The 17533-nt window shown below is 39.2% G+C and carries 23 protein-coding genes; 14 read left to right on the top strand and 9 right to left on the bottom strand.

The features are described 5' to 3' along the window. Nucleotides 1-36: 36 nt before the first annotated feature. From JWR23_RS14235 to JWR23_RS14185, 11 genes are all read left to right on the top strand, one after another. On the top strand, nucleotides 37-387 hold the full coding sequence (locus tag JWR23_RS14235; RefSeq protein WP_299516836.1) for a four helix bundle protein: 351 nt from the start codon (nucleotides 37-39) through the stop codon (nucleotides 385-387). Nucleotides 388-389: 2 nt separating this feature from the next. After that, nucleotides 390-1448, top strand: coding sequence for an agmatine/peptidylarginine deiminase (locus JWR23_RS14230; RefSeq protein ID WP_299516835.1), 1059 nt, complete (start codon nucleotides 390-392; stop codon nucleotides 1446-1448). Between the two features lie 118 nt (nucleotides 1449-1566). Next, nucleotides 1567-2424: a DUF5668 domain-containing protein gene (locus JWR23_RS14225; protein ID WP_299516834.1), complete on the top strand. Its 858-nt coding sequence runs from the start codon at nucleotides 1567-1569 to the stop codon at nucleotides 2422-2424. Between the two features lie 32 nt (nucleotides 2425-2456). Further along, a complete protein-coding gene (locus JWR23_RS14220; RefSeq protein WP_299516833.1) occupies nucleotides 2457-3491 on the top strand; it encodes a sensor histidine kinase in 1035 nt (344 codons plus the stop codon). Beyond that, nucleotides 3488-4228, top strand: a complete 741-nt coding sequence (locus JWR23_RS14215) for a response regulator (protein WP_299516832.1) — start codon at nucleotides 3488-3490, stop codon at nucleotides 4226-4228. Before JWR23_RS14220 ends, JWR23_RS14215 begins: the two co-directional genes overlap by 4 nt. 85 nt (nucleotides 4229-4313) lie before the next feature. Continuing rightward, complete coding sequence (locus JWR23_RS14210; RefSeq protein WP_299516831.1) at nucleotides 4314-4643, top strand: helix-turn-helix transcriptional regulator; 330 nt, start codon at nucleotides 4314-4316, stop codon at nucleotides 4641-4643. A 48-nt stretch (nucleotides 4644-4691) separates the two neighbouring features. Then, entirely contained in the window at nucleotides 4692-5225 is a 534-nt protein-coding gene (locus JWR23_RS14205; protein ID WP_299516830.1) for a DUF6428 family protein, read from the top strand. Nucleotides 5226-5236: 11 nt separating this feature from the next. Next, nucleotides 5237-5671 (top strand): arsenic resistance N-acetyltransferase ArsN2, encoded by a 435-nt coding sequence (gene arsN2, locus JWR23_RS14200; RefSeq protein ID WP_299516829.1) that lies wholly within the window; start codon nucleotides 5237-5239, stop codon nucleotides 5669-5671. Continuing rightward, nucleotides 5668-6087 carry an arsenate reductase ArsC gene (locus JWR23_RS14195; protein WP_299516828.1) on the top strand — a complete coding sequence of 140 codons (420 nt, stop codon included), beginning with the start codon at nucleotides 5668-5670 and terminating at the stop codon, nucleotides 6085-6087. The genes arsN2 and JWR23_RS14195 overlap by 4 nt, the downstream gene beginning before the upstream one ends. Next, nucleotides 6087-7145, top strand: a complete 1059-nt coding sequence (gene arsB / locus JWR23_RS14190) for an ACR3 family arsenite efflux transporter (protein WP_299516827.1) — start codon at nucleotides 6087-6089, stop codon at nucleotides 7143-7145. Before JWR23_RS14195 ends, arsB begins: the two co-directional genes overlap by 1 nt. Before the next feature lie 15 nt (nucleotides 7146-7160). Next, nucleotides 7161-7901 carry a metallophosphoesterase family protein gene (locus tag JWR23_RS14185; protein WP_299516826.1) on the top strand — a complete coding sequence of 247 codons (741 nt, stop codon included), beginning with the start codon at nucleotides 7161-7163 and terminating at the stop codon, nucleotides 7899-7901. Between the two features lie 174 nt (nucleotides 7902-8075). Here the strand turns inward: JWR23_RS14185 and phoU are convergent, their stop codons facing one another. The 6 genes from phoU to JWR23_RS14155 all read right to left on the bottom strand — a co-directional run bounded on the left by phoU (nucleotide 8076) and on the right by JWR23_RS14155 (nucleotide 13936). After that, entirely contained in the window at nucleotides 8076-8765 is a 690-nt protein-coding gene (phoU, locus tag JWR23_RS14180) for a phosphate signaling complex protein PhoU (protein ID WP_299516825.1), read from the bottom strand. A 73-nt stretch (nucleotides 8766-8838) separates the two neighbouring features. Beyond that, entirely contained in the window at nucleotides 8839-9597 is a 759-nt protein-coding gene (gene pstB / locus JWR23_RS14175; protein ID WP_299516824.1) for a phosphate ABC transporter ATP-binding protein PstB, read from the bottom strand. Further along, nucleotides 9579-10424, bottom strand: a complete 846-nt coding sequence (gene pstA, locus JWR23_RS14170) for a phosphate ABC transporter permease PstA (protein ID WP_299516823.1) — start codon at nucleotides 10422-10424, stop codon at nucleotides 9579-9581. The genes pstB and pstA overlap by 19 nt, the downstream gene beginning before the upstream one ends. Nucleotides 10425-10428: 4 nt before the next feature. Beyond that, nucleotides 10429-11331: a phosphate ABC transporter permease subunit PstC gene (gene pstC, locus JWR23_RS14165; RefSeq protein ID WP_299516822.1), complete on the bottom strand. Its 903-nt coding sequence runs from the start codon at nucleotides 11329-11331 to the stop codon at nucleotides 10429-10431. A 146-nt stretch (nucleotides 11332-11477) separates the two neighbouring features. After that, nucleotides 11478-12518, bottom strand: coding sequence for a phosphate ABC transporter substrate-binding protein PstS (gene pstS, locus JWR23_RS14160; RefSeq protein WP_299516821.1), 1041 nt, complete (start codon nucleotides 12516-12518; stop codon nucleotides 11478-11480). Nucleotides 12519-12553: 35 nt separating this feature from the next. Beyond that, a complete protein-coding gene (locus JWR23_RS14155) occupies nucleotides 12554-13936 on the bottom strand; it encodes a hypothetical protein (RefSeq protein ID WP_299516820.1) in 1383 nt (460 codons plus the stop codon). A gap of 380 nt (nucleotides 13937-14316) precedes the next feature. Between JWR23_RS14155 and JWR23_RS14150 the strand changes: the two genes are divergently transcribed. Further along, nucleotides 14317-14877 (top strand): DUF47 domain-containing protein, encoded by a 561-nt coding sequence (locus JWR23_RS14150; RefSeq protein WP_299516819.1) that lies wholly within the window; start codon nucleotides 14317-14319, stop codon nucleotides 14875-14877. On the opposite strand, the gene JWR23_RS14145 is transcribed toward JWR23_RS14150, so the two are convergent. From JWR23_RS14145 to JWR23_RS14135, 3 genes are all read right to left on the bottom strand, one after another. Beyond that, complete coding sequence (locus JWR23_RS14145) at nucleotides 14874-15236, bottom strand: hypothetical protein (RefSeq protein ID WP_299516818.1); 363 nt, start codon at nucleotides 15234-15236, stop codon at nucleotides 14874-14876. The two genes, JWR23_RS14150 and JWR23_RS14145, sit on opposite strands and share 4 nt — an antisense overlap. Nucleotides 15237-15319: 83 nt before the next feature. After that, entirely contained in the window at nucleotides 15320-15811 is a 492-nt protein-coding gene (locus JWR23_RS14140) for a hypothetical protein (protein WP_299516817.1), read from the bottom strand. Then, nucleotides 15811-16503, bottom strand: a complete 693-nt coding sequence (locus tag JWR23_RS14135; RefSeq protein ID WP_299516816.1) for a S24 family peptidase — start codon at nucleotides 16501-16503, stop codon at nucleotides 15811-15813. Before JWR23_RS14135 ends, JWR23_RS14140 begins: the two co-directional genes overlap by 1 nt. A 276-nt stretch (nucleotides 16504-16779) precedes the next feature. On the opposite strand from JWR23_RS14135, the gene JWR23_RS14130 reads away from it, so the two are divergent. Together JWR23_RS14130 and JWR23_RS14125 are read left to right on the top strand one after the other, a co-directional pair. Next, on the top strand, nucleotides 16780-16965 hold the full coding sequence (locus JWR23_RS14130; protein ID WP_299516815.1) for a hypothetical protein: 186 nt from the start codon (nucleotides 16780-16782) through the stop codon (nucleotides 16963-16965). A gap of 73 nt (nucleotides 16966-17038) precedes the next feature. Continuing rightward, entirely contained in the window at nucleotides 17039-17455 is a 417-nt protein-coding gene (locus JWR23_RS14125) for a hypothetical protein (RefSeq protein WP_299516814.1), read from the top strand. Nucleotides 17456-17533 lie beyond the last annotated feature (78 nt).

Here is a 17533-nt window from a genome sequence, read left to right as displayed (position 1 = left end):
AGTCGATGGTCCATAGTTAAATAATTCACGTTTTATATGGCATTTAAATTCGAGAGCCTTCAGGTATGGCAAAGAGCGTTAGACCTAACCGTCGATGTAAATCTGTTGACTAAAAAATTCCCAAAGGATGAACTTTATGTTTTAACCTCTCAAATTAAAAGGGCTGCTGATTCAGTAGTTCTAAACATTGCTGAAGGATGTACAGGTCAAACCAATCCTGTGTTTAAAACTTTTTTGGGTTACTCGCTTAGGTCTGCTATTGAAGTTGTTTCTTGCCTTTTCATCGGTAAAAAACGAGCAATAATAGATAATGTTGATTTCCAAAAACTGTACGACGAATATCAAGCTTTAACAAAAATGATCACTGCTTTAAGAAATACACTGTAACTATGGACCATCGACTATCGACTATGGTCAATCCGGCCAAAGCCGGATTCCACTTTCCCGCAGAGTGGGCAAAACATACTGCCACCTGGCTTAGCTGGCCGCATAAGGAAGAATCATGGCCGGGTAAGCTCATGACCATCTATCCTAAATATTGCGAGTTTATTAAGGTATTAACCGAAGGTGAGTTGGTTCGTATTAACGTTAAAAACGAGCAAATGGCTGCATTTGCCAAACAGCAATTGCAATTAGTTGATGCTGATTTAAGCAAGATAGAATTTTTTGAATTTGCAACTAATGATGCCTGGTGCCGCGATCATGGGCCGGCGTTTTTGATCAATGCGGATACTAAACAAAAAGCCATTGTAGATTGGGGCTATAACGCCTGGGGTGGCAAATATCCACCGTTTGACCTGGATGATGTTATCCCTACAAAAATTGGTAATCACTTTGGTTTGCCTGTTTATAATCCGGGTATTGTGATGGAAGGAGGCTCGGTTGATTTTAATGGTAAGGGCACAATTTTAACCACTACTGCCTGCCTGTTAAACAAAAACCGTAACCCGCATTTAAACCAGCAACAAATAGAAGACTATCTGTACAATTATTACGGCGCGGAGCAAATTTTATGGCTGGGCGATGGCATAATTGGCGATGATACCGACGGCCATATTGATGATATTACCCGCTTTGTAACCGAAGATACCGTTGTTACCGTTGTTGAAGAAAATAAGCACGACGAAAACTATCATATCCTACAGGAAAACTTACAGGCATTAAAAACCATGCGCCTGTTAAACGGCAAGCAGTTAGATATTATTGAGCTGCCAATGCCCGATGCTGTTGTTTACGACGGGCAGCGTTTACCCGCCTCCTATGCTAATTTCTATATTAGTAACGCGGCTGTTGTGGTACCTACTTACCGTTGTAATAATGACGATAAGGCCCTCGAAATTTTACAAGGCTGCTTCCCCGAAAGAAAGGTTATAGGCATCGATTCTACTGATATTATCTGGGGTTTAGGCAGCTTTCATTGCTTGAGTCAGCAGGAGCCGGAAGTTTAGAGACTTTTCTACCGAAAAAATACCTGCATTCACCGAGTTCTTCTAAGTAAATGGCCAATTTTGTTTTTGGCTCGCTATATTAGTGCCTTACTTTTGGGTAAGATTTAAAATTACGATCATGAATAACGACATAAATAATAATATAGAATATCAAAATGGCCCCCGCAAGGGGAAAGTGTTAGCAGGCATAGTTTTGCTTGTAGTAGGTGCATCCTTGCTGTTAAGGCAAATGGATTTTTTCTTTTTCCCAAGCTGGTTGTTAAGCTGGCCAATGTGGTTAATTGCATGGGGGCTTTATATGGGTGCCCGTCATAACTTCCGCAATTCATCATGGTTAATAATGATAATTATTGGTTTCGCTTTTTTGCTTGACCGTATCATCCCCGGCTTTAATGCCGGCGCGGTTTTTTGGCCATTAGCTATTATAGGATTTGGTGCCTTTTTAATACTAAGACGTAATAATCATGGTGCCGATTATTGGGATAAAAAAGACTGGAAAAGAAAATGGGATTCTGGTAAATACAACTTTGGCAACCCCAACCCAACTAACCCAAACGACCCAATAGTTGATTACACAATTGGTGCTACACCAAATGATCCGTCAACCCCGCCGTCTCCGGGTACTGGTTATACCGGCGACGACCATTTGGATGCCGTATCTATCTTTGGCGGTGTAAAAAAGATCATCTTTTCAAAGAATTTTCAGGGCGGCGAGATAGTAAACATCTTTGGTGGCTCTGAGCTGGATTTTACACAAGCTGATATCAAGGGCCGTGTTTATATTGATGTTACCCAAGTATTTGGCGGTACTAAAATAATTGTACCTGCACACTGGATGGTAGTGTCAGATATGGCAGCTGTCTTTGCAGGTTTTGATGATAAAAGAATAAGAACCAGCGCCCCGTTAGATAATACCAAAATACTGGTGTTAAAAGGCACATCAATTTTTGCAGGGGTAGATATACGCAGTTATTAATAATGAACCAATCTTAATATAAAATATAAGTTTTGGCGATATCATCATTAACATTTCAAAAAATAAGTGTGGCATTTGTAGCCTGCGGGCTTGCATGGGCGGGCCTGCAAACCTACATTATACACGGTTTTGGATTTGCATGGTATACCGCTATAACCGATAGCCTGATAAGCGCTATACTGCTTGCAGCAGCTTGCTGGCTCATAAACAATAACCTACGCTATTATCAACCCGGTAAGGGCAGTTATATTAATATACTAATATGGTGTGTTGCACTGGCTGCCAGTTGTACCGCGGGCTGCAGATATATACTTCCGTTTTTAAATGCAGATACCGTATATGCCAACTTTATGGCGCAATCGTTGGTCATTAGGTTTTTTACTGATTTTTTGGCGATTGGCTGGATGGCCATGATTAGTATGATATGGTACTCGCAGCTTGATCAAAAAGAAAATGAAAAACGCAAGCTGGAAGCCGAGCAACTGGCCCGCGATGCTGAGCTTTATAACCTGAGGCAACAATTACAACCCCACTTTCTATTCAACAGCTTAAACTCTATTAACGCGCTTATTGGCTTTAAGCCCGATGAAGCACGTAAAATGATACACCAGCTATCTGATTTTTTACGGGGCACCCTTAAAAAAGACGATCAATTACAGGTTACCTTAAATGAGGAACTACAGCATCTTAACCTATATCTCGAAATTGAAAAGGTACGCTTTGGCCATCGCCTTAAAACCGAAATAAGCTGCGATGCAAAATGCGGCGAAAGTATTATGCCCGCTATGCTCTTACAACCACTGGTAGAGAATGCTATTAAATTTGGATTGTACGATACTACTGAAGATGTGGTAGTAAGCATTCGTGCAGAATTGGAGGGCAGTTATCTGGAACTGATCATACAAAATCCTTATGATCCTAAAACTTCCAGGCCGCGCCAGGGTACCGGTTTTGGCTTAAGCGGGGTGCAGCGTAGATTATATTTGCTTTTTGCCCGTAATGATTTGATGGAAACTCATACAAATGATAATATATTTACAACTATTATTAAAATTCCGCAGTCATGATACGTGCTTTATTAATTGACGACGAGCCTTTGGCCCGTATGGTTGTACAAGAATACCTGCAAGGCTATCCGCAGATAGAAGTTATACAGGAGTGTGGCGATGGCTTTGAAGGGCTTAAAGCTATTCAGCAACATCAGCCCGACCTGATATTTTTAGATGTGCAAATGCCTAAAATAAACGGTTTCGAGATGCTGGAACTGGTTGATGACCAGCCCGCCGTTATATTTACCACCGCTTTTGATGAGTACGCCATAAAAGCCTTTGAGGCACACGCTACAGATTACCTGCTAAAACCATTCAGCAAGGACCGTTTTAATAAAGCTATAGAAAAATACCTGACACAGGCCCCGCACACCGCCGCGCCAAAGCAAGAAAACTTACTGGAAACCGCCTCACACTCGCCCGCGCAACATGAACGTATTGTGGTAAAAACCGGCACCAAAGTAAAAATAATACCCGTTGTTGATGTGCAATATTTGCAAGCCGATGATGATTATGTAAGTGTATTTACACAAGAAGGCTCATACCTTAAAAATAAAACCATGAGCTTCTTTGAACAAACGTTGGATGCGCGTCAGTTTGTACGCGTACACCGCTCATACATTGTAAGCGTGCAGGAAATTACCCGTATAGATCCTTACGAAAAAGATAGTCACCTTGCCATCCTCAAATCAGGCGCTAAAATACCGGTAAGTAAAACCGGGTATGTTAAGTTAAAGCAGGTTTTGGGGATATAATTATCCCTTCTTCTCCGTCCCCAAACCGGACGGACAAATAAATATATTTGCATATCTCAACTATCAATCGTAATATTACGATTCAATGGGCTTAACCAAAACAGAAATATTTACCGAGGAGCAAAACAAGCTGGCAACCATGCTTAAAGCAATGGCGCATCCAGCCCGTATTGCTATTTTACAGTACATTATAAATGCCAATGCCTGTATTTGTGGCGACCTGGTTGATGAATTAGGTTTGGCGCAAGCTACCATATCACAACATTTAAAAGAGCTTAAAAACGCCGGGCTAATACAAGGCACTATAGAGGGCGTAAGCGTTTGTTATTGCATTGAGCCCGCCGCGTGGAGTTTATTAAGTAAAGAGTTAAGCACCTTCTTCGGCTCGTATACTGCCGCTAAAAGCTGCTGTTAAAAAAATTTGAGTCGATATATCGTAATATTACAATTAAATAAAGAAATCATGAATACAACAGATGTTATAAACTGGAAATCATTTAAAGAAGCGTTAGTAGCAAACCCTGAGTTGGAGCTACAGTTTCAATATGCCGAAAACAAGTGGGTTGATGCCTCTTATCATATCACAGAAATTAAGCAGGCACCTATTACATCAGTAGATTGCGGCGGAGTGATGAACAGCTGGACCGAGATAATTGTACAACTATATGAGCCGGCAGGTAAGGATGAGTTAAGTGCAATGAAGGTTAACAAAGCTTTATCGATCATTAATTTGGTTGAAAAATCGTTACCGCTAAATCCGTTGGGCATTGTTAAAATTGAGTTTGGCAATTCGGAGTTTGATACCCGGCAGATGCTGCCTAATGACCTTATTATTGATGGGGACAGCCTGATAGTAGATCTGCGCCCCGATTCGGTACAATGCAAAGCCATTGATCGCGGCGGCAATTGCGGTACACCTGCGGCCAAACCGGTAACCCAATTAAAGAACTTAGTTGCTGCTGCAGCTTGCTGTGAGCCGGGCGGAGGTTGTTGCTAAATATTAAAATCATGAACCTGCAAAAAGCCGAAAACTACAGGGAGCAGATCATTGCGCTACTATCCGCAGAAAAACTGCCTGTAGATGATCTGCCCGAAACTTTGGAGAACTTTATAGTGGCCCTGGATGGCGATGAGGTAACAGGGGCTATCGGTTTAGAAATTTATGGCGATTATGCTTTGCTGCGTTCTATGGTGGTTACACCACCCTATCGCAACAAGGGTGTGGCTGGCGAGCTATTACAGCAATTAGAAACCATTGCCAATACCCAATCAATTAAAGAAATATACCTGCTTACAGAAACAGCGCCCGATTATTTTACTGGCAAAGACTACCAAACTATAACCCGCGCGGATGTGCCTGCAGAGGTGCAGCAATCATCAGAGTTTAGTTATGCATGCCCGCAAACGGCAATTGTAATGAAGAAAATTTTAAACCTATCATGAAAAATATATTAGTACTATGCACCGGCAACAGTTGCCGCAGCCAGATAGCCGAAGGCTACCTAAGGCATTTTGCAGGCAATAAAGCAACCATTTACAGCGCCGGTATAGAGACGCATGGCGTTAATCCCAAAGCTATACAGGTAATGGCCGAGGATGATATTGACATCAGCCATCATAGCTCTAACAATGTGGATGAGTATGTAAATATTCCTTTCGACTATGTAATTACTGTGTGCGATAACGCCAAAGAGAATTGCCCCTACTTCCCTACCAAAGCGCAACGCTTCCATTTCAATTTCCCCGATCCGGCAAAAGCTACCGGGACTCCTGATGAGGTAATGAACGAGTTTAGGCGGGTGCGGGATATGATAAAAGATTACTCGCGCAATTTTATCAATCAAAACTTATCCAACTAATGGCTATTGATCACTGTGTCCCCGCCGAGCGTAAAAAGCTAAGCTTTTTGGACCGTTACCTTACCCTATGGATATTCCTGGCAATGGGGATAGGTGTAGCCGTGGGTTATTTTATCCCCTCATCCTCCGGATTTATTAATTCATGGTCAAGCGGAACCACCAATATACCGTTAGCCATAGGGCTGATATTAATGATGTACCCGCCCCTTGCAAAAGTGAAATATGAAAATATGGGCGAGGTATTTAAGGATACCAAAGTATTAAGCGCCTCTTTAATTTTAAACTGGATAGTTGGCCCCATCCTCATGTTTGTATTAGCCATTACGCTTTTACGCGATCATCCGGCTTACATGGTTGGCCTGATACTGATTGGCCTGGCCCGTTGCATAGCGATGGTAGTGGTATGGAACGAGCTGGCAGAGGGCAACCGGGAATACGCAGCAGGGTTAATCGCCTTAAACAGTATCTTCCAGGTGTTACTTTACAGCGTTTATGCTTATGTATTCATCACAGTTTTGCCACCTTTATTTGGACTTAAAGGATTAGCCGTTAACATTACTATTGGCGAGATAGCCAAAAGCGTCGGCATTTACCTGGGTATCCCATTTGCTGCCGGAATTATCAGTCGTTATACGCTGATTAAAATTAAAGGCGAGGCTTGGTTCCAACAAAAATACGTACCTGTTATTTCACCCATAACGCTTATAGCATTACTATTTACCATTGTGACAATGTTCAGTTTAAAAGGAAAACTGATCGTACAGATACCTTTTGATGTATTGCGTATTGCTATACCGCTGGTTATTTACTTTACAATAATGTTTCTGCTTAGCTTTTTCATTGGCAAATGGTTCGGTGCCGATTATTCGCGCAGCACTTCCATAGCGTTTACTGCCACGGGCAATAATTTCGAGCTGGCTATAGCCGTTGCCATAGGCGTATTCGGCATTAACAGCGGCGAGGCCTTTGCCGGGGTTATCGGCCCGCTGGTTGAAGTGCCTGCGTTGATCGCTTTGGTTAATCTTGCTTTTTGGTTCCGTACGAAACTATACTTCTAAAATAAACGTATAATAATGAAAATTGCACTTTTTTCTGATATACATGCTAACCTACCGGCGTTAGAGGCGTTTTTTGCCGATATTGAAACTCAAAAGCCTGATGCCGTATATTGCCTCGGCGACCTGGTAGGTTATAATGTATATCCCAACGAAATAATTGCAGAGATACGTAAACGCCGCATACCCACAATTGCCGGTAATCATGATCTAAAGGTAATTGGTTTAGCACCGGTAACAGACAATCAATTACAGGCATCGGGCAAAAATTTTGCCTACCATATAATCAGCGCCGACAATAGAAATTATCTATCTACACTTCCTGCTCATATCCGTTTAGAGTTCCGGGTAAACTCAAATCTCTTAAATATTTTATTGGTTCACGGCAGTCCGCGAAGCGTTAATGAATATATCCTGGCTGATACCGATGAAACCTATATTTTAGAACTCCTGCAGGAGGCAAATGCTGATATGCTATGCGTTGGTCATTCGCACAAGCCCTATCATCGGGTTATAAAGAGGGATAACGGAACGCTTGCACATGTCATCAATATCGGCTCGGTAGGCAAACCTAAAGACGGCAATCCAATGGGGTGTTATGTTATATTAGACATTAATGTTGACTCGGACCTAATCAATAAAGACAGCATTGAGGTAACATTTATTCGATTTGAATATAATGTAGATCAGGCTGCAAATGATATCGAAAAAAGCCCTCTTCCGAATGAGTTGGCTGATATGTTGCGCGGAGCTTATTAACCGAAAACTCATCCAAAAATTAAGCAAACTGACCGGTGGGTTAGCGCGTCCGCACGCCACCCGTCCCACAAAGCGGACGGACAAATCAACCCTCACTCACCGACCTTATGCCGGAAACGCAAAAAGGTGCATATTGCTACCCACCTTATCTTATCAAATCACAATTATCAATTACTATTCTTCGTCTTCGGGATTAATTTTCTTACTGCTTTCGAAGTGCTTTAGTATTTTGGCTTCTACGTAAAAAATTATTTCCTCTGCAATATTTTTAGACTGATCGCCTATCCTTTCCAACTTGCGGATTATAGATAAAATATATAGCGCTTCGGGTAAAGAATTAATATCAGCTTTTATTATATCACCTACCGTATTTGGCGAATTATCATTGATAGCATCCAACACGTCATCTCTTTTAAATATACTGCGGGCAAGCACGGTATCTTCTTTCTCAAAAGCTGTGCGGGTATCCATCAGGATATTTACGGCCTCATCATACATACGTATCAACGAGGTTTTCTCTAAAGCAGCTGCATCAAAATTTACGGATGATTCCACCACATAAAGTGCAATACCGGCAGCAATATCGCCAATACGTTCCAGGTTGGTATTTATCTTTAACGCAGCTAATAAAAACCGCAGATCGATAGCTACCGGGCAGTGCAGGGCAAATATATTCTCGCAATCGCGGTCTATCTTCAGCTCGAAAGAGTTAACTCGTTTTTCTTTGACCAGAACCTCGCGGGCAAGGTCCTTATCAAACTGTACCATGGCCTCTTTAGCCTTATTTAATTGCGACTGAACTAATATCCACATGTTAACCAGCTCTGCTTTTAGCGCGGTTATTTCATTTTCTAATGGTGTCATATAATTTTAAATTAAAAAGTCAAAATTCAAAAAGTGACGTGGATTAACTAACCTCTAATCACTCCCGAAGGGCTTAACTAAATCTGCCTGTTATATAATTCTGTGTACGTTGGTCTGATGGATTGGTAAACATTTGCTTGGTATCATCAAATTCAACCAGTTCGCCCATATAAAAGAATGCGGTCCTGTCGCTCACACGCGCAGCTTGCTGCATGTTGTGTGTAACAATAATCAACGTATAATTAGCTTTCAACTCATGAAACAATGCTTCAACACTCGAGGTTGATATTGGGTCGAGCGCAGATGTTGGCTCATCAAACAATATCAGCTCGGGTTGCATGGCAATGGCACGCGCAATACACAACCGTTGCTGTTGGCCGCCAGACAGGAATGTACCTTTTTTATGTAATGAATCTTTAACCTCTTTCCATAAAGCAGCGCTGGTTAATGATTTTTCTACAATAACATCCTTATCAGCTTTTGATACCTTAATACCATTTAACAGGTAACCGGCAACTACATTTTCATAAATACTTAGGTTTGGAAATGGATTAGGCCGCTGAAACACCATGCCAATTTTTGCTCTTACATATATGGCATTCATATCGTACACGTTTTCGCCATCAAGCAGTATTTTACCTGTTGAGGTTGCTCCGGGAATTAGCTCATGCATACGGTTAATGCCGCGCAAAAATGTGGTTTTGCCACAGCCCGACGGGCCCATTACAGCTATAACTTCATGTTTGTTTATGCTGATATTTACATCTTTTACAACATGGTTATCCCCAAAATAAGAGTTGTAATTCTCAGCCTTTACAATTGTATTTTCCATTTTCTTGTTATCACTTTCGTGATTATATTTAGTGTTAAAACGAACATTAATAGTATAAACGATGCACCCCATGCCAGGTTATGCCAGTCTTCATAGGGGCTTGTGGCATAAGTGAATATCAGGTGGGGTAAGCTCTCCATTGGTTTACCCAAAGCGGCTGACACAAACGGGCTGCCAAAAGCGGTAAACAACAATGGCGCAGTTTCGCCTATAACACGGGCTATTGATAGCGTAATGCCTGATAAAATACCCGCGAAACCGCAAGGTACTGTTACTTTTAAAATTACCCGGTGATAAGGCACGCCCAATGATAATGCTGCTTCTTTTAGTGAGTCGGGTAATAACTTAAGCGTTTGCTCTGTTGATCTGATCACAATCGGCAACATCATAATAGCCAAAGCTATACTACCTGATAGTGCTGAAAATGTACCTAAAGGCTTAACCAGCCAAAAGTAAACTACAATACCAACTACTATGGATGGTACCCCCTGTAATATATCAACACACAAACTGCTATAGTATGCCAGTTTTGTGCGCGGATTTTCGCTAAGGTAAATACCTGCCGCCATACCCACAGGTATAGCAACTATTGATGCCGTCAGTACCATTACAAAACTGCCTACTAAGGCATTGGCAATACCACCACCGGTTTCGCCTACCGGCGCAGGCACACCGGTTAAAAATTTCCAGTTAACCTGGCCCGCACCTTGTTTAATTATATACAATAGTATAATTATTAAAGGCACGGTTATTAAAAATGCAAAAAACACAATGATCCCTTTAAAGATATTGCTTTTGATATTCCTCATTCCTATTCTTGCTTCCATGTTATTAGTTATTTGTGAAGCGCGTAATTATTCTTTTACCTATAAGGTTAATTACAACCGTAACAAAGAATAGTACTAAACCCAATTCAATAAGTGCCGATAGATATTCGGTATGGTCGGCTTCTGTAAATTCATTAGCAATTACGCTGGCCATGGTATTACCCGTTGCAAAAATGCTGGTTGGTATGGTGGTTGTATTACCTATCAGCATGGTTACTGCCATGGTTTCGCCTAAAGCCCTGCCTAATGATAATAACACACCCGCAAATAAGCCAGAGCGTGTGTAAGGCATAATTACACTACGAATAACTTCAAAGCGGGTTGCGCCTAATGCATAAGCGCCTTCTTTTAAAGGAGAAGGCACCATTCTTATTAAACTTATTCCTAATGATGCACCATAAGGGATTATCATTATAGCTAATATTAATGATGCTGTTAAAATGCCATAACCATATGGCAATACATGAAATTTTATTTCGAGCTCACGTACCAATGGTATTAATACAAACAAACCCCAAAAACCATAAATAATAGATGGGACAGCTGCAATCAGTTCAATTGTATTTTTAAGCAGATCAGACAGCCATCCTTTAGGGTTATACTCGCCCAGGTAAATAGCAATGGCGTATGAAAAAGGCACCGAAATAATAAGCGCTATAAACGAGGTAAGCAAAGTACCTATTAAAAATGGATAGGCCCCGTATATATTTTGTACCGGGTCCCATACTTTCCCCCATAAATATCCAACACCCAGCGCTTTAATTGAGGGCATGGATTCTATAATCAGCGTTGTTAATACACCTAATATAATGAGCACTAATAAAATGCTCATAGCAATTAATATCCGTTTAAACAGGACCTCCCATTTTAACTGGCTGTTGGATAATTGTAATCTTTTATTTTCCACAAATTTTGGGTTTCGTATACAAAACAATTACCAGTCCCTAATTTTATTGGGAACTGGTAATAGTTAGTGTTAAGAATAAAGGGGTCAAGATAATACTATTTGAAACAAGTTTTGTTTCTTAGTTAGATTATCCGACTCATATTTAATTATAATATTGCTTTACCGCCGTAAGTAGCTGATTTTAATATTGTTTCAGCAACTTTTACAGCTGATTTTGAAAGCGGTGCATAATTTAAAGGAGCGCAATTTGCTTGTCCCTGGTGAATGTTCCACCATAATAATTTAACCAATTCGGTAGCTCTTGCTTTTGAACGGCCACCATAATTTTGCTCTTTATATATCAATGCCCAGGTAAAGCTGGCAATTGGGTAACCTTTAGGGTTATCGGTATTAGTTATTGATACTTTTGAATCAGCAGGGATTACAACATTGCTTGCTAAAGTTGTAGCCGCAAGAGTTGGGGTAATAAATTTACCGCTTTTGTTTTGGATGTCAGCAAAAGGCATTTTATTTTGGATAGCATAAGCTAACTCAATATAACCAATTGCACCCGGAGTTTGTTTAACTAAACCGGCAACACCTTCATTACCTTTTCCACCTAATCCGGCAGGCCAGTTAACCGCACTTGCTTTACCTACTTTTGAAGCCCATTCAGGATTTACTTTAGTTAAAAAATCAGTAAAAATAAAAGAGGTACCGCTACCGTCTGAACGATGAATAACAAGTATAGGAAGATCAGGCAAATTAACACCCGGGTTAGAATCTTTAACCTCAGGGCTGTTCCATTTAGTTACTTTACCCAGGTAGATATCAGCCAAATCTTTACCTGATAATTTCAAACCTCCGGCAACACCGGGTACATTGTAAGTTACTACTACAGCACCTGAAGCCATCGGAATATGCAGAACTTCAGCACTCATTTTTTTGGTTTGATCGTCATTTAAAGGTGCGTCAGAATCACCAAAATCAACCGTTTTGTTAGTTAGCTGCAATATACCGCCACCAGAACCAATTGGCTGGTAATTAACCTTAGAGGCTGTATACTGTGAAAACATTTTTGAGAATAACGGGTACACAAATGTACTACCGGCACCTAATAAGACATTATCCTGCGCCGAAGCAGCCATTGTTACACATGATGCTGCTAATGCAACAACCGCTAACCTTAAATTTTTACTTAATTTCATAATTTTTGTTTTTTATGTTTTGTTTGTTTGTGTGATTATTTACCAAATGTGTAAAAGAATGTAGCTCTATAAACTAAATTATGGTCATTACCTACATAACCAGTTGTAGTAGATGAACGTTGATCTTTATATTCAATTAACCAAACGTTTGGCGAAAAGTGAATTTTAGGAGCAGGTGTAAAATCTAAACCGGCAGTATAAAATGTCTCTTTAACGGTTGGGTTGTATGATCCGTAGTTGGTATTAACTGTGTACGAATTAGCACCATCAAATTTGGTATCAGGATTGTAACCATCACGACGGGCAAAGAAATTGATCTTGTCTTTAACAACTACGCCTTTTATCCATATAGAAAGGCCGTTTACAGTTGCATCTTCAACATTTTTGGTACCGCTGTTTGTCACGCCGTTGGTTATTTTTTGGGTATATGCTTCAACACCAATAGTGAATTTTGGATTAACATAAGCTGCAAATATTTTATTTAAGCTATGCGATTGGCCACCGATAGCTGCAGTAGCAGGTGCAGTTGGCGCATAATCACTATAAATATCTACATACAATTGTTTGTTGAAGAACTTACCCCATAAATCACCATAAAATATTTTGTAGAAACCGGTATTAGGGTTAGCAGCCGGCAGTAAGCTTGCTGAAGTATTATTGCCAACCATAAACACATAGCCAAAGTTTTTAGTCTTAGGATCAAAAGTTCCCTGTAAGGCAGCGCCTATATCGTATGAATTGTTTTTATGGACATCGGTTATTGTTTTTTCTATGAAACGATTACCCCATGTAGCTTCTGATAATGATGTTGGAGCATTGGTACCAGGCTCATTCAGCGCGAAACCAGGTGTAGACATTTCACCAACAACTATATCGGTTCCATTCCAGATGTTTCTGTATCTTAAATTGAAATTTTTGATAAAGAATGCCATTTTACCATCAACCAGGTCATCACCGTTTTGTATAGCTGTAGTACCATTAACGCCTGTATTTGCATTTGGCTCAGATGCCAATAATACTTCTGCAGTAAATTTCTGGTCAATATCATAATCATAACCTATATAAGCACGACGAAACTGGAAAGCATTTCTATTGGTGGGTACACCATTATACATAGATTCAGGGCCTCTGTTTGTTGCATCAGCATGTTGGTTATAATAAAGATCGCCGAAAGCATATCCCCATAATCTTCTAACAGGTACCCATGCAGCAGCTTCTGCTTTTGGCGCAACCTTTACAGTTGCAGGTGCGCCTGTTTTAGTAACAGTAATAATAGAATCGGCCTTTACATCAGTTTTTTTGTTTTTTAACATGTTAACTGGTGCTAATGTTGTTTCTTGGGCTTTAGCAGTAAAGCCTGTTAGCACTGAAGCCATTACTAAGACTGTACTAAAAAGTTTTGTAAACGATTTTTTCATGATTTCAAACAAGGTTAAATAAATTTTGACTCAAAAGTGCGCATGTAGCATTATCTAAATGTTAAGAAATGATTAACATTTGATAATATTATTTGGATGCATGTTAAGTTTTCAAAACAATAAAATAGTGCCTGATTTAGAGCAAGTTATTTGCTTAGACTATTCATCTTCAATTGATTAAACCGGCAAAAATCAGCTATTTAATACATAACAAATAATTAACATAGCATAACTTTTATTTAATATTAGATTAACATACCGCAGTTAATTTTAGACGTTCTAAATATTTTATATAAATGCGCAGCTTATTCCGCAATTATTTCTCAAATAGGTCACTGTTTTACAATTTATTCGATGAGGCCGCAAAAAACGTGGTTACCATGGCCGGTTTATTAGTAACAGCAGTAAATACAAGCGAAGCCATTGAAAGGGAAGTAATTTTTAAGCAAATTGATAAATTAGAGAATACCGGCGACGATATAACTCATAAAATTTATCTGGCTCTTGATCAGGTAATGTTTACACCGATAAATCGCAGTAGCATTCATGTTTTAGCATCGTGTATTGATGATGTGGCCGATACCATACAAGAAGCAGGCGGAAGAATATATCTATATAATATATTAGATTTTGTTACACCTATTAAAGAGATAGCATTATTAATACAAAAAGCCGGTATAGAGATTGAAAAGGCAGTTAATTTATTAAGAGAAGTTGATAATGACGATACCTGCAACGCCGCATGTAAACAAATAAAGATTTATGAACATCAGTCTGATCAAATTTACTATAATGCAGTTGCTGAATTATTTGCGAACGAGACGGATGCTATAAATTTGATCAAATACCGCGAAATACTATCATCATTAGAAAACACTGTAAATCGTTGCAAGAATGCCAGTGATGCTTTAGAGGCTATTTTAATTAACAGGTTACATTAACCTGCTTTTTGTTGATCGGCTGGATGGCCGTCTTTTAATTCCTTTATTTCCATTTCAAAAGCACGCATACGTGCATGTAAAATATCAAGCTCCGTGCGCATCATTTGTATTTCGGTAATCAATTTAGGCGACTCGGCTTTGTTTATATGTTTCTCGCCGGTGCCCAGGATGAGCCATTCGGGCGAATATTTTAACTGGAAACAAAGTTTACGGATAAGGTAATAGCTCACCTCTTGTTTTTTATTGATCACCTTGCTTATAAAACCCTGATCTACACCAATAGCGCCTGCAAGGGCCAGCTGTCCGCCGTGCTCCTTAACAATTACCTTTAACCGCTTTACAATACCTTCGTCTTCCATTTAGTTACAATTATAAACAAAGTAGCCCTATAAAAGTAACTACAGGTTTATCTGACCTGATATAATGATCCAAAACACCGGCATTAAGTGTTGCCCTGCTCTTGGGTTTGTACACCGGTGTCAGAAAACCGGTTAAAATAAAATAACGCTGTGTTATAAATATTTCTATCATTACCTTCAATCCACCTTAAAGAGATGTAGATTTGCGATCCATGGTCTGATTCCCATTTTAATTGAATATCTATCATTGACGAGCTCCTGGTACGCTTAAAATCTATAGCTTTAATATCTTGCCAATCAATTGTAATGTTTCTCAAATAATCAACAATACCCTTTTCCTTAAATTCAAGTGCTAAATCACCATTAAGCGCGGGCCGTAACCTGGTAGCAATAACCATCACCAATATGAAGACGAGTAGTGCTGTTAATACACCAAATACAATCATATCTATCCTATCATTATTATGATAAGCTTTATAAATATTCGATATAAAAAGCAAACCTAAAATAGTTAACACCCCAATTGTGACAAAACTATTTCGTTTACTGTAAGGATAAATGGTTGTAGTATCCATTAATGATTATGCTTTTTATGAATATCCTTAACCAGGCAAAGCTTTTTAATATCGGCTATTTTAATAACAAATGGAGCATATTTAAGATGATTGCCAATCATTTCTGTAGTGTTATCAGAATGAGCTATAACCTCATCATTATTATCGCCGGCTAAAAGCCTTTTATACATACGGTATTCGCCCCACTCAATATAATAAACTTCGCCCGGTAAAATTTTCTTATCGTGTATAACTTTTAACGCCACCCAGCAGCCATTTTCTAAATAAGGATACATAGAATGCCCCCAAACCGGCAAAGCAAAGTCGCAATCCTCAATACCCGGAAAATTCATGCGACCAACCGGATGAGTATCATTTATATCATTGTATACCTCTACCCCAGATGCCGTAGCCGTTATTTCATACATCGGTATCCCCTCTGCAACTTTAGATACCTGGGTAAATTCTGTATATTTTTTACCATCCAGGAAATCTTTGTATTTTTCTTTAAAAATATTGAATTTTTCCGGATCAATATTTTGCCGGCTTTTAATGATCTCAGTAATAGAACTGGCAGAATTAAAGCCAAGTACCTCGGCCAATTGCGCGTTGCCGCTAAAAGCTTTTCCTTTTAATTGGTTATATAAAATAATAAACTCCAGCGTTTCAGGGCGAACCGTTTTTATTTTATTAGTTTTTTCGGGAAATTCCATAATCTTCAAATTTATTTTAAAAATTTCTTGATTTAAATAAAGATTTTTCTTTATATTTGTAATCCAATCTGGAACGAATCTAATACATAATTATATATAAACCAAATTATAAATAAAGAATATACAGAATAATGAATACAGAAATAATTAAATCAAGATTTGAACCTCATTTTATAACATTAAAATGGCAATTACGCGAATACACGTAAAGGCCAAAAGCGAAATACATGCCGATCCATTTAATTAAACATCAAGCCACTACTAAATCTAAACAAAATGCATATCGCTTACTCCGCATTACAAAATACAACCCGGCCAATAGCCGCAGACAAAATAACCGAAGAACAATTAATTATCCGCTTTAAAGCCTACCAGGCAACCTGCAATAAATACACCAAAGAAATTGCAGCAATACAAAAATATATACCCGGATGGTTACCCGCCTGCCCTAATCATGGATAAGTAAGTTTTATTCTGAATAACAATTTTATGTCCCCGGCTATCATAAACACCGATAGCTTTTAACTCTTTCAAAATGATAAAGATCACACAAAAATTAAAAGACAAACTGTGGTGGATGATCATATCTGTAGATTATGATTATAGCCGCATTACAGTTGCAGACCATGAACTTAATGAAGACGTTCTCACCTTATGGCTTGAAGACAAACATGACTTTAAAAATTCGCTCGAAGAATGTTTGCAGGTTGATATAACAACCAAACAATTTGCCAGGATAGTAAGAGCCGAAAACATGAACAGTTATGAAGGAACCAAACTGCACCCGAAGAAGAATTTTATTTATAAGGCCCGCATAGAAATAAATGAGCCAATAAAATGGTATAAAGAAGATGCATCGCTTATTGAGCAGCAATGGGCGCGCGAAGCAGTAGTAAAATTACTGCTTACCGAGTTGGTAGAAAATGAGGTTGCAGATATTGAAGTTTGGTAATTACTATGCCAATTAACATATAAAACATAGCTATTGAACATTCAGTATCTATAGCTATTATACTTTATATTGCTTACA

Origin of the sequence: Mucilaginibacter sp. (assembly GCF_028288205.1) — a bacterium.
In the GTDB taxonomy this organism is placed as follows: domain Bacteria; phylum Bacteroidota; class Bacteroidia; order Sphingobacteriales; family Sphingobacteriaceae; genus Mucilaginibacter.
The sequence above is the reverse complement of the archived record's forward strand: the minus strand, read 5'-3'. Positions and strand labels throughout refer to the sequence as shown.

Bases quoted from the DNA above. Each gene is read 5' to 3' on its own strand.
- pstS (WP_299516821.1), bottom strand. From the start codon at position 12,518: ATGAAATTAAGTAAAAATTTAAGGTTAGCGGTTGTTGCATTAGCAGCA.
- JWR23_RS14130 (WP_299516815.1), top strand. From the start codon at position 16,780: ATGCATATCGCTTACTCCGCATTACAAAATACAACCCGGCCAATAGCC.
- JWR23_RS14125 (WP_299516814.1), top strand. From the start codon at position 17,039: ATGATAAAGATCACACAAAAATTAAAAGACAAACTGTGGTGGATGATC.
- pstB (WP_299516824.1), bottom strand. From the start codon at position 9,597: ATGGAAAATACAATTGTAAAGGCTGAGAATTACAACTCTTATTTTGGG.
- JWR23_RS14235 (WP_299516836.1), top strand. From the start codon at position 37: ATGGCATTTAAATTCGAGAGCCTTCAGGTATGGCAAAGAGCGTTAGAC.
- arsB (WP_299516827.1), top strand. From the start codon at position 6,087: ATGGCTATTGATCACTGTGTCCCCGCCGAGCGTAAAAAGCTAAGCTTT.
- JWR23_RS14150 (WP_299516819.1), top strand. From the start codon at position 14,317: ATGGCCGGTTTATTAGTAACAGCAGTAAATACAAGCGAAGCCATTGAA.
- JWR23_RS14145 (WP_299516818.1), bottom strand. From the start codon at position 15,236: ATGGAAGACGAAGGTATTGTAAAGCGGTTAAAGGTAATTGTTAAGGAG.
- JWR23_RS14185 (WP_299516826.1), top strand. From the start codon at position 7,161: ATGAAAATTGCACTTTTTTCTGATATACATGCTAACCTACCGGCGTTA.
- phoU (WP_299516825.1), bottom strand. From the start codon at position 8,765: ATGACACCATTAGAAAATGAAATAACCGCGCTAAAAGCAGAGCTGGTT.
- JWR23_RS14230 (WP_299516835.1), top strand. From the start codon at position 390: ATGGACCATCGACTATCGACTATGGTCAATCCGGCCAAAGCCGGATTC.
- arsN2 (WP_299516829.1), top strand. From the start codon at position 5,237: ATGAACCTGCAAAAAGCCGAAAACTACAGGGAGCAGATCATTGCGCTA.
- JWR23_RS14140 (WP_299516817.1), bottom strand. From the start codon at position 15,811: ATGGATACTACAACCATTTATCCTTACAGTAAACGAAATAGTTTTGTC.
- JWR23_RS14195 (WP_299516828.1), top strand. From the start codon at position 5,668: ATGAAAAATATATTAGTACTATGCACCGGCAACAGTTGCCGCAGCCAG.
- JWR23_RS14210 (WP_299516831.1), top strand. From the start codon at position 4,314: ATGGGCTTAACCAAAACAGAAATATTTACCGAGGAGCAAAACAAGCTG.
- pstA (WP_299516823.1), bottom strand. From the start codon at position 10,424: ATGGAAGCAAGAATAGGAATGAGGAATATCAAAAGCAATATCTTTAAA.
- JWR23_RS14215 (WP_299516832.1), top strand. From the start codon at position 3,488: ATGATACGTGCTTTATTAATTGACGACGAGCCTTTGGCCCGTATGGTT.
- JWR23_RS14205 (WP_299516830.1), top strand. From the start codon at position 4,692: ATGAATACAACAGATGTTATAAACTGGAAATCATTTAAAGAAGCGTTA.
- JWR23_RS14155 (WP_299516820.1), bottom strand. From the start codon at position 13,936: ATGAAAAAATCGTTTACAAAACTTTTTAGTACAGTCTTAGTAATGGCT.
- JWR23_RS14225 (WP_299516834.1), top strand. From the start codon at position 1,567: ATGAATAACGACATAAATAATAATATAGAATATCAAAATGGCCCCCGC.
- JWR23_RS14135 (WP_299516816.1), bottom strand. From the start codon at position 16,503: ATGGAATTTCCCGAAAAAACTAATAAAATAAAAACGGTTCGCCCTGAA.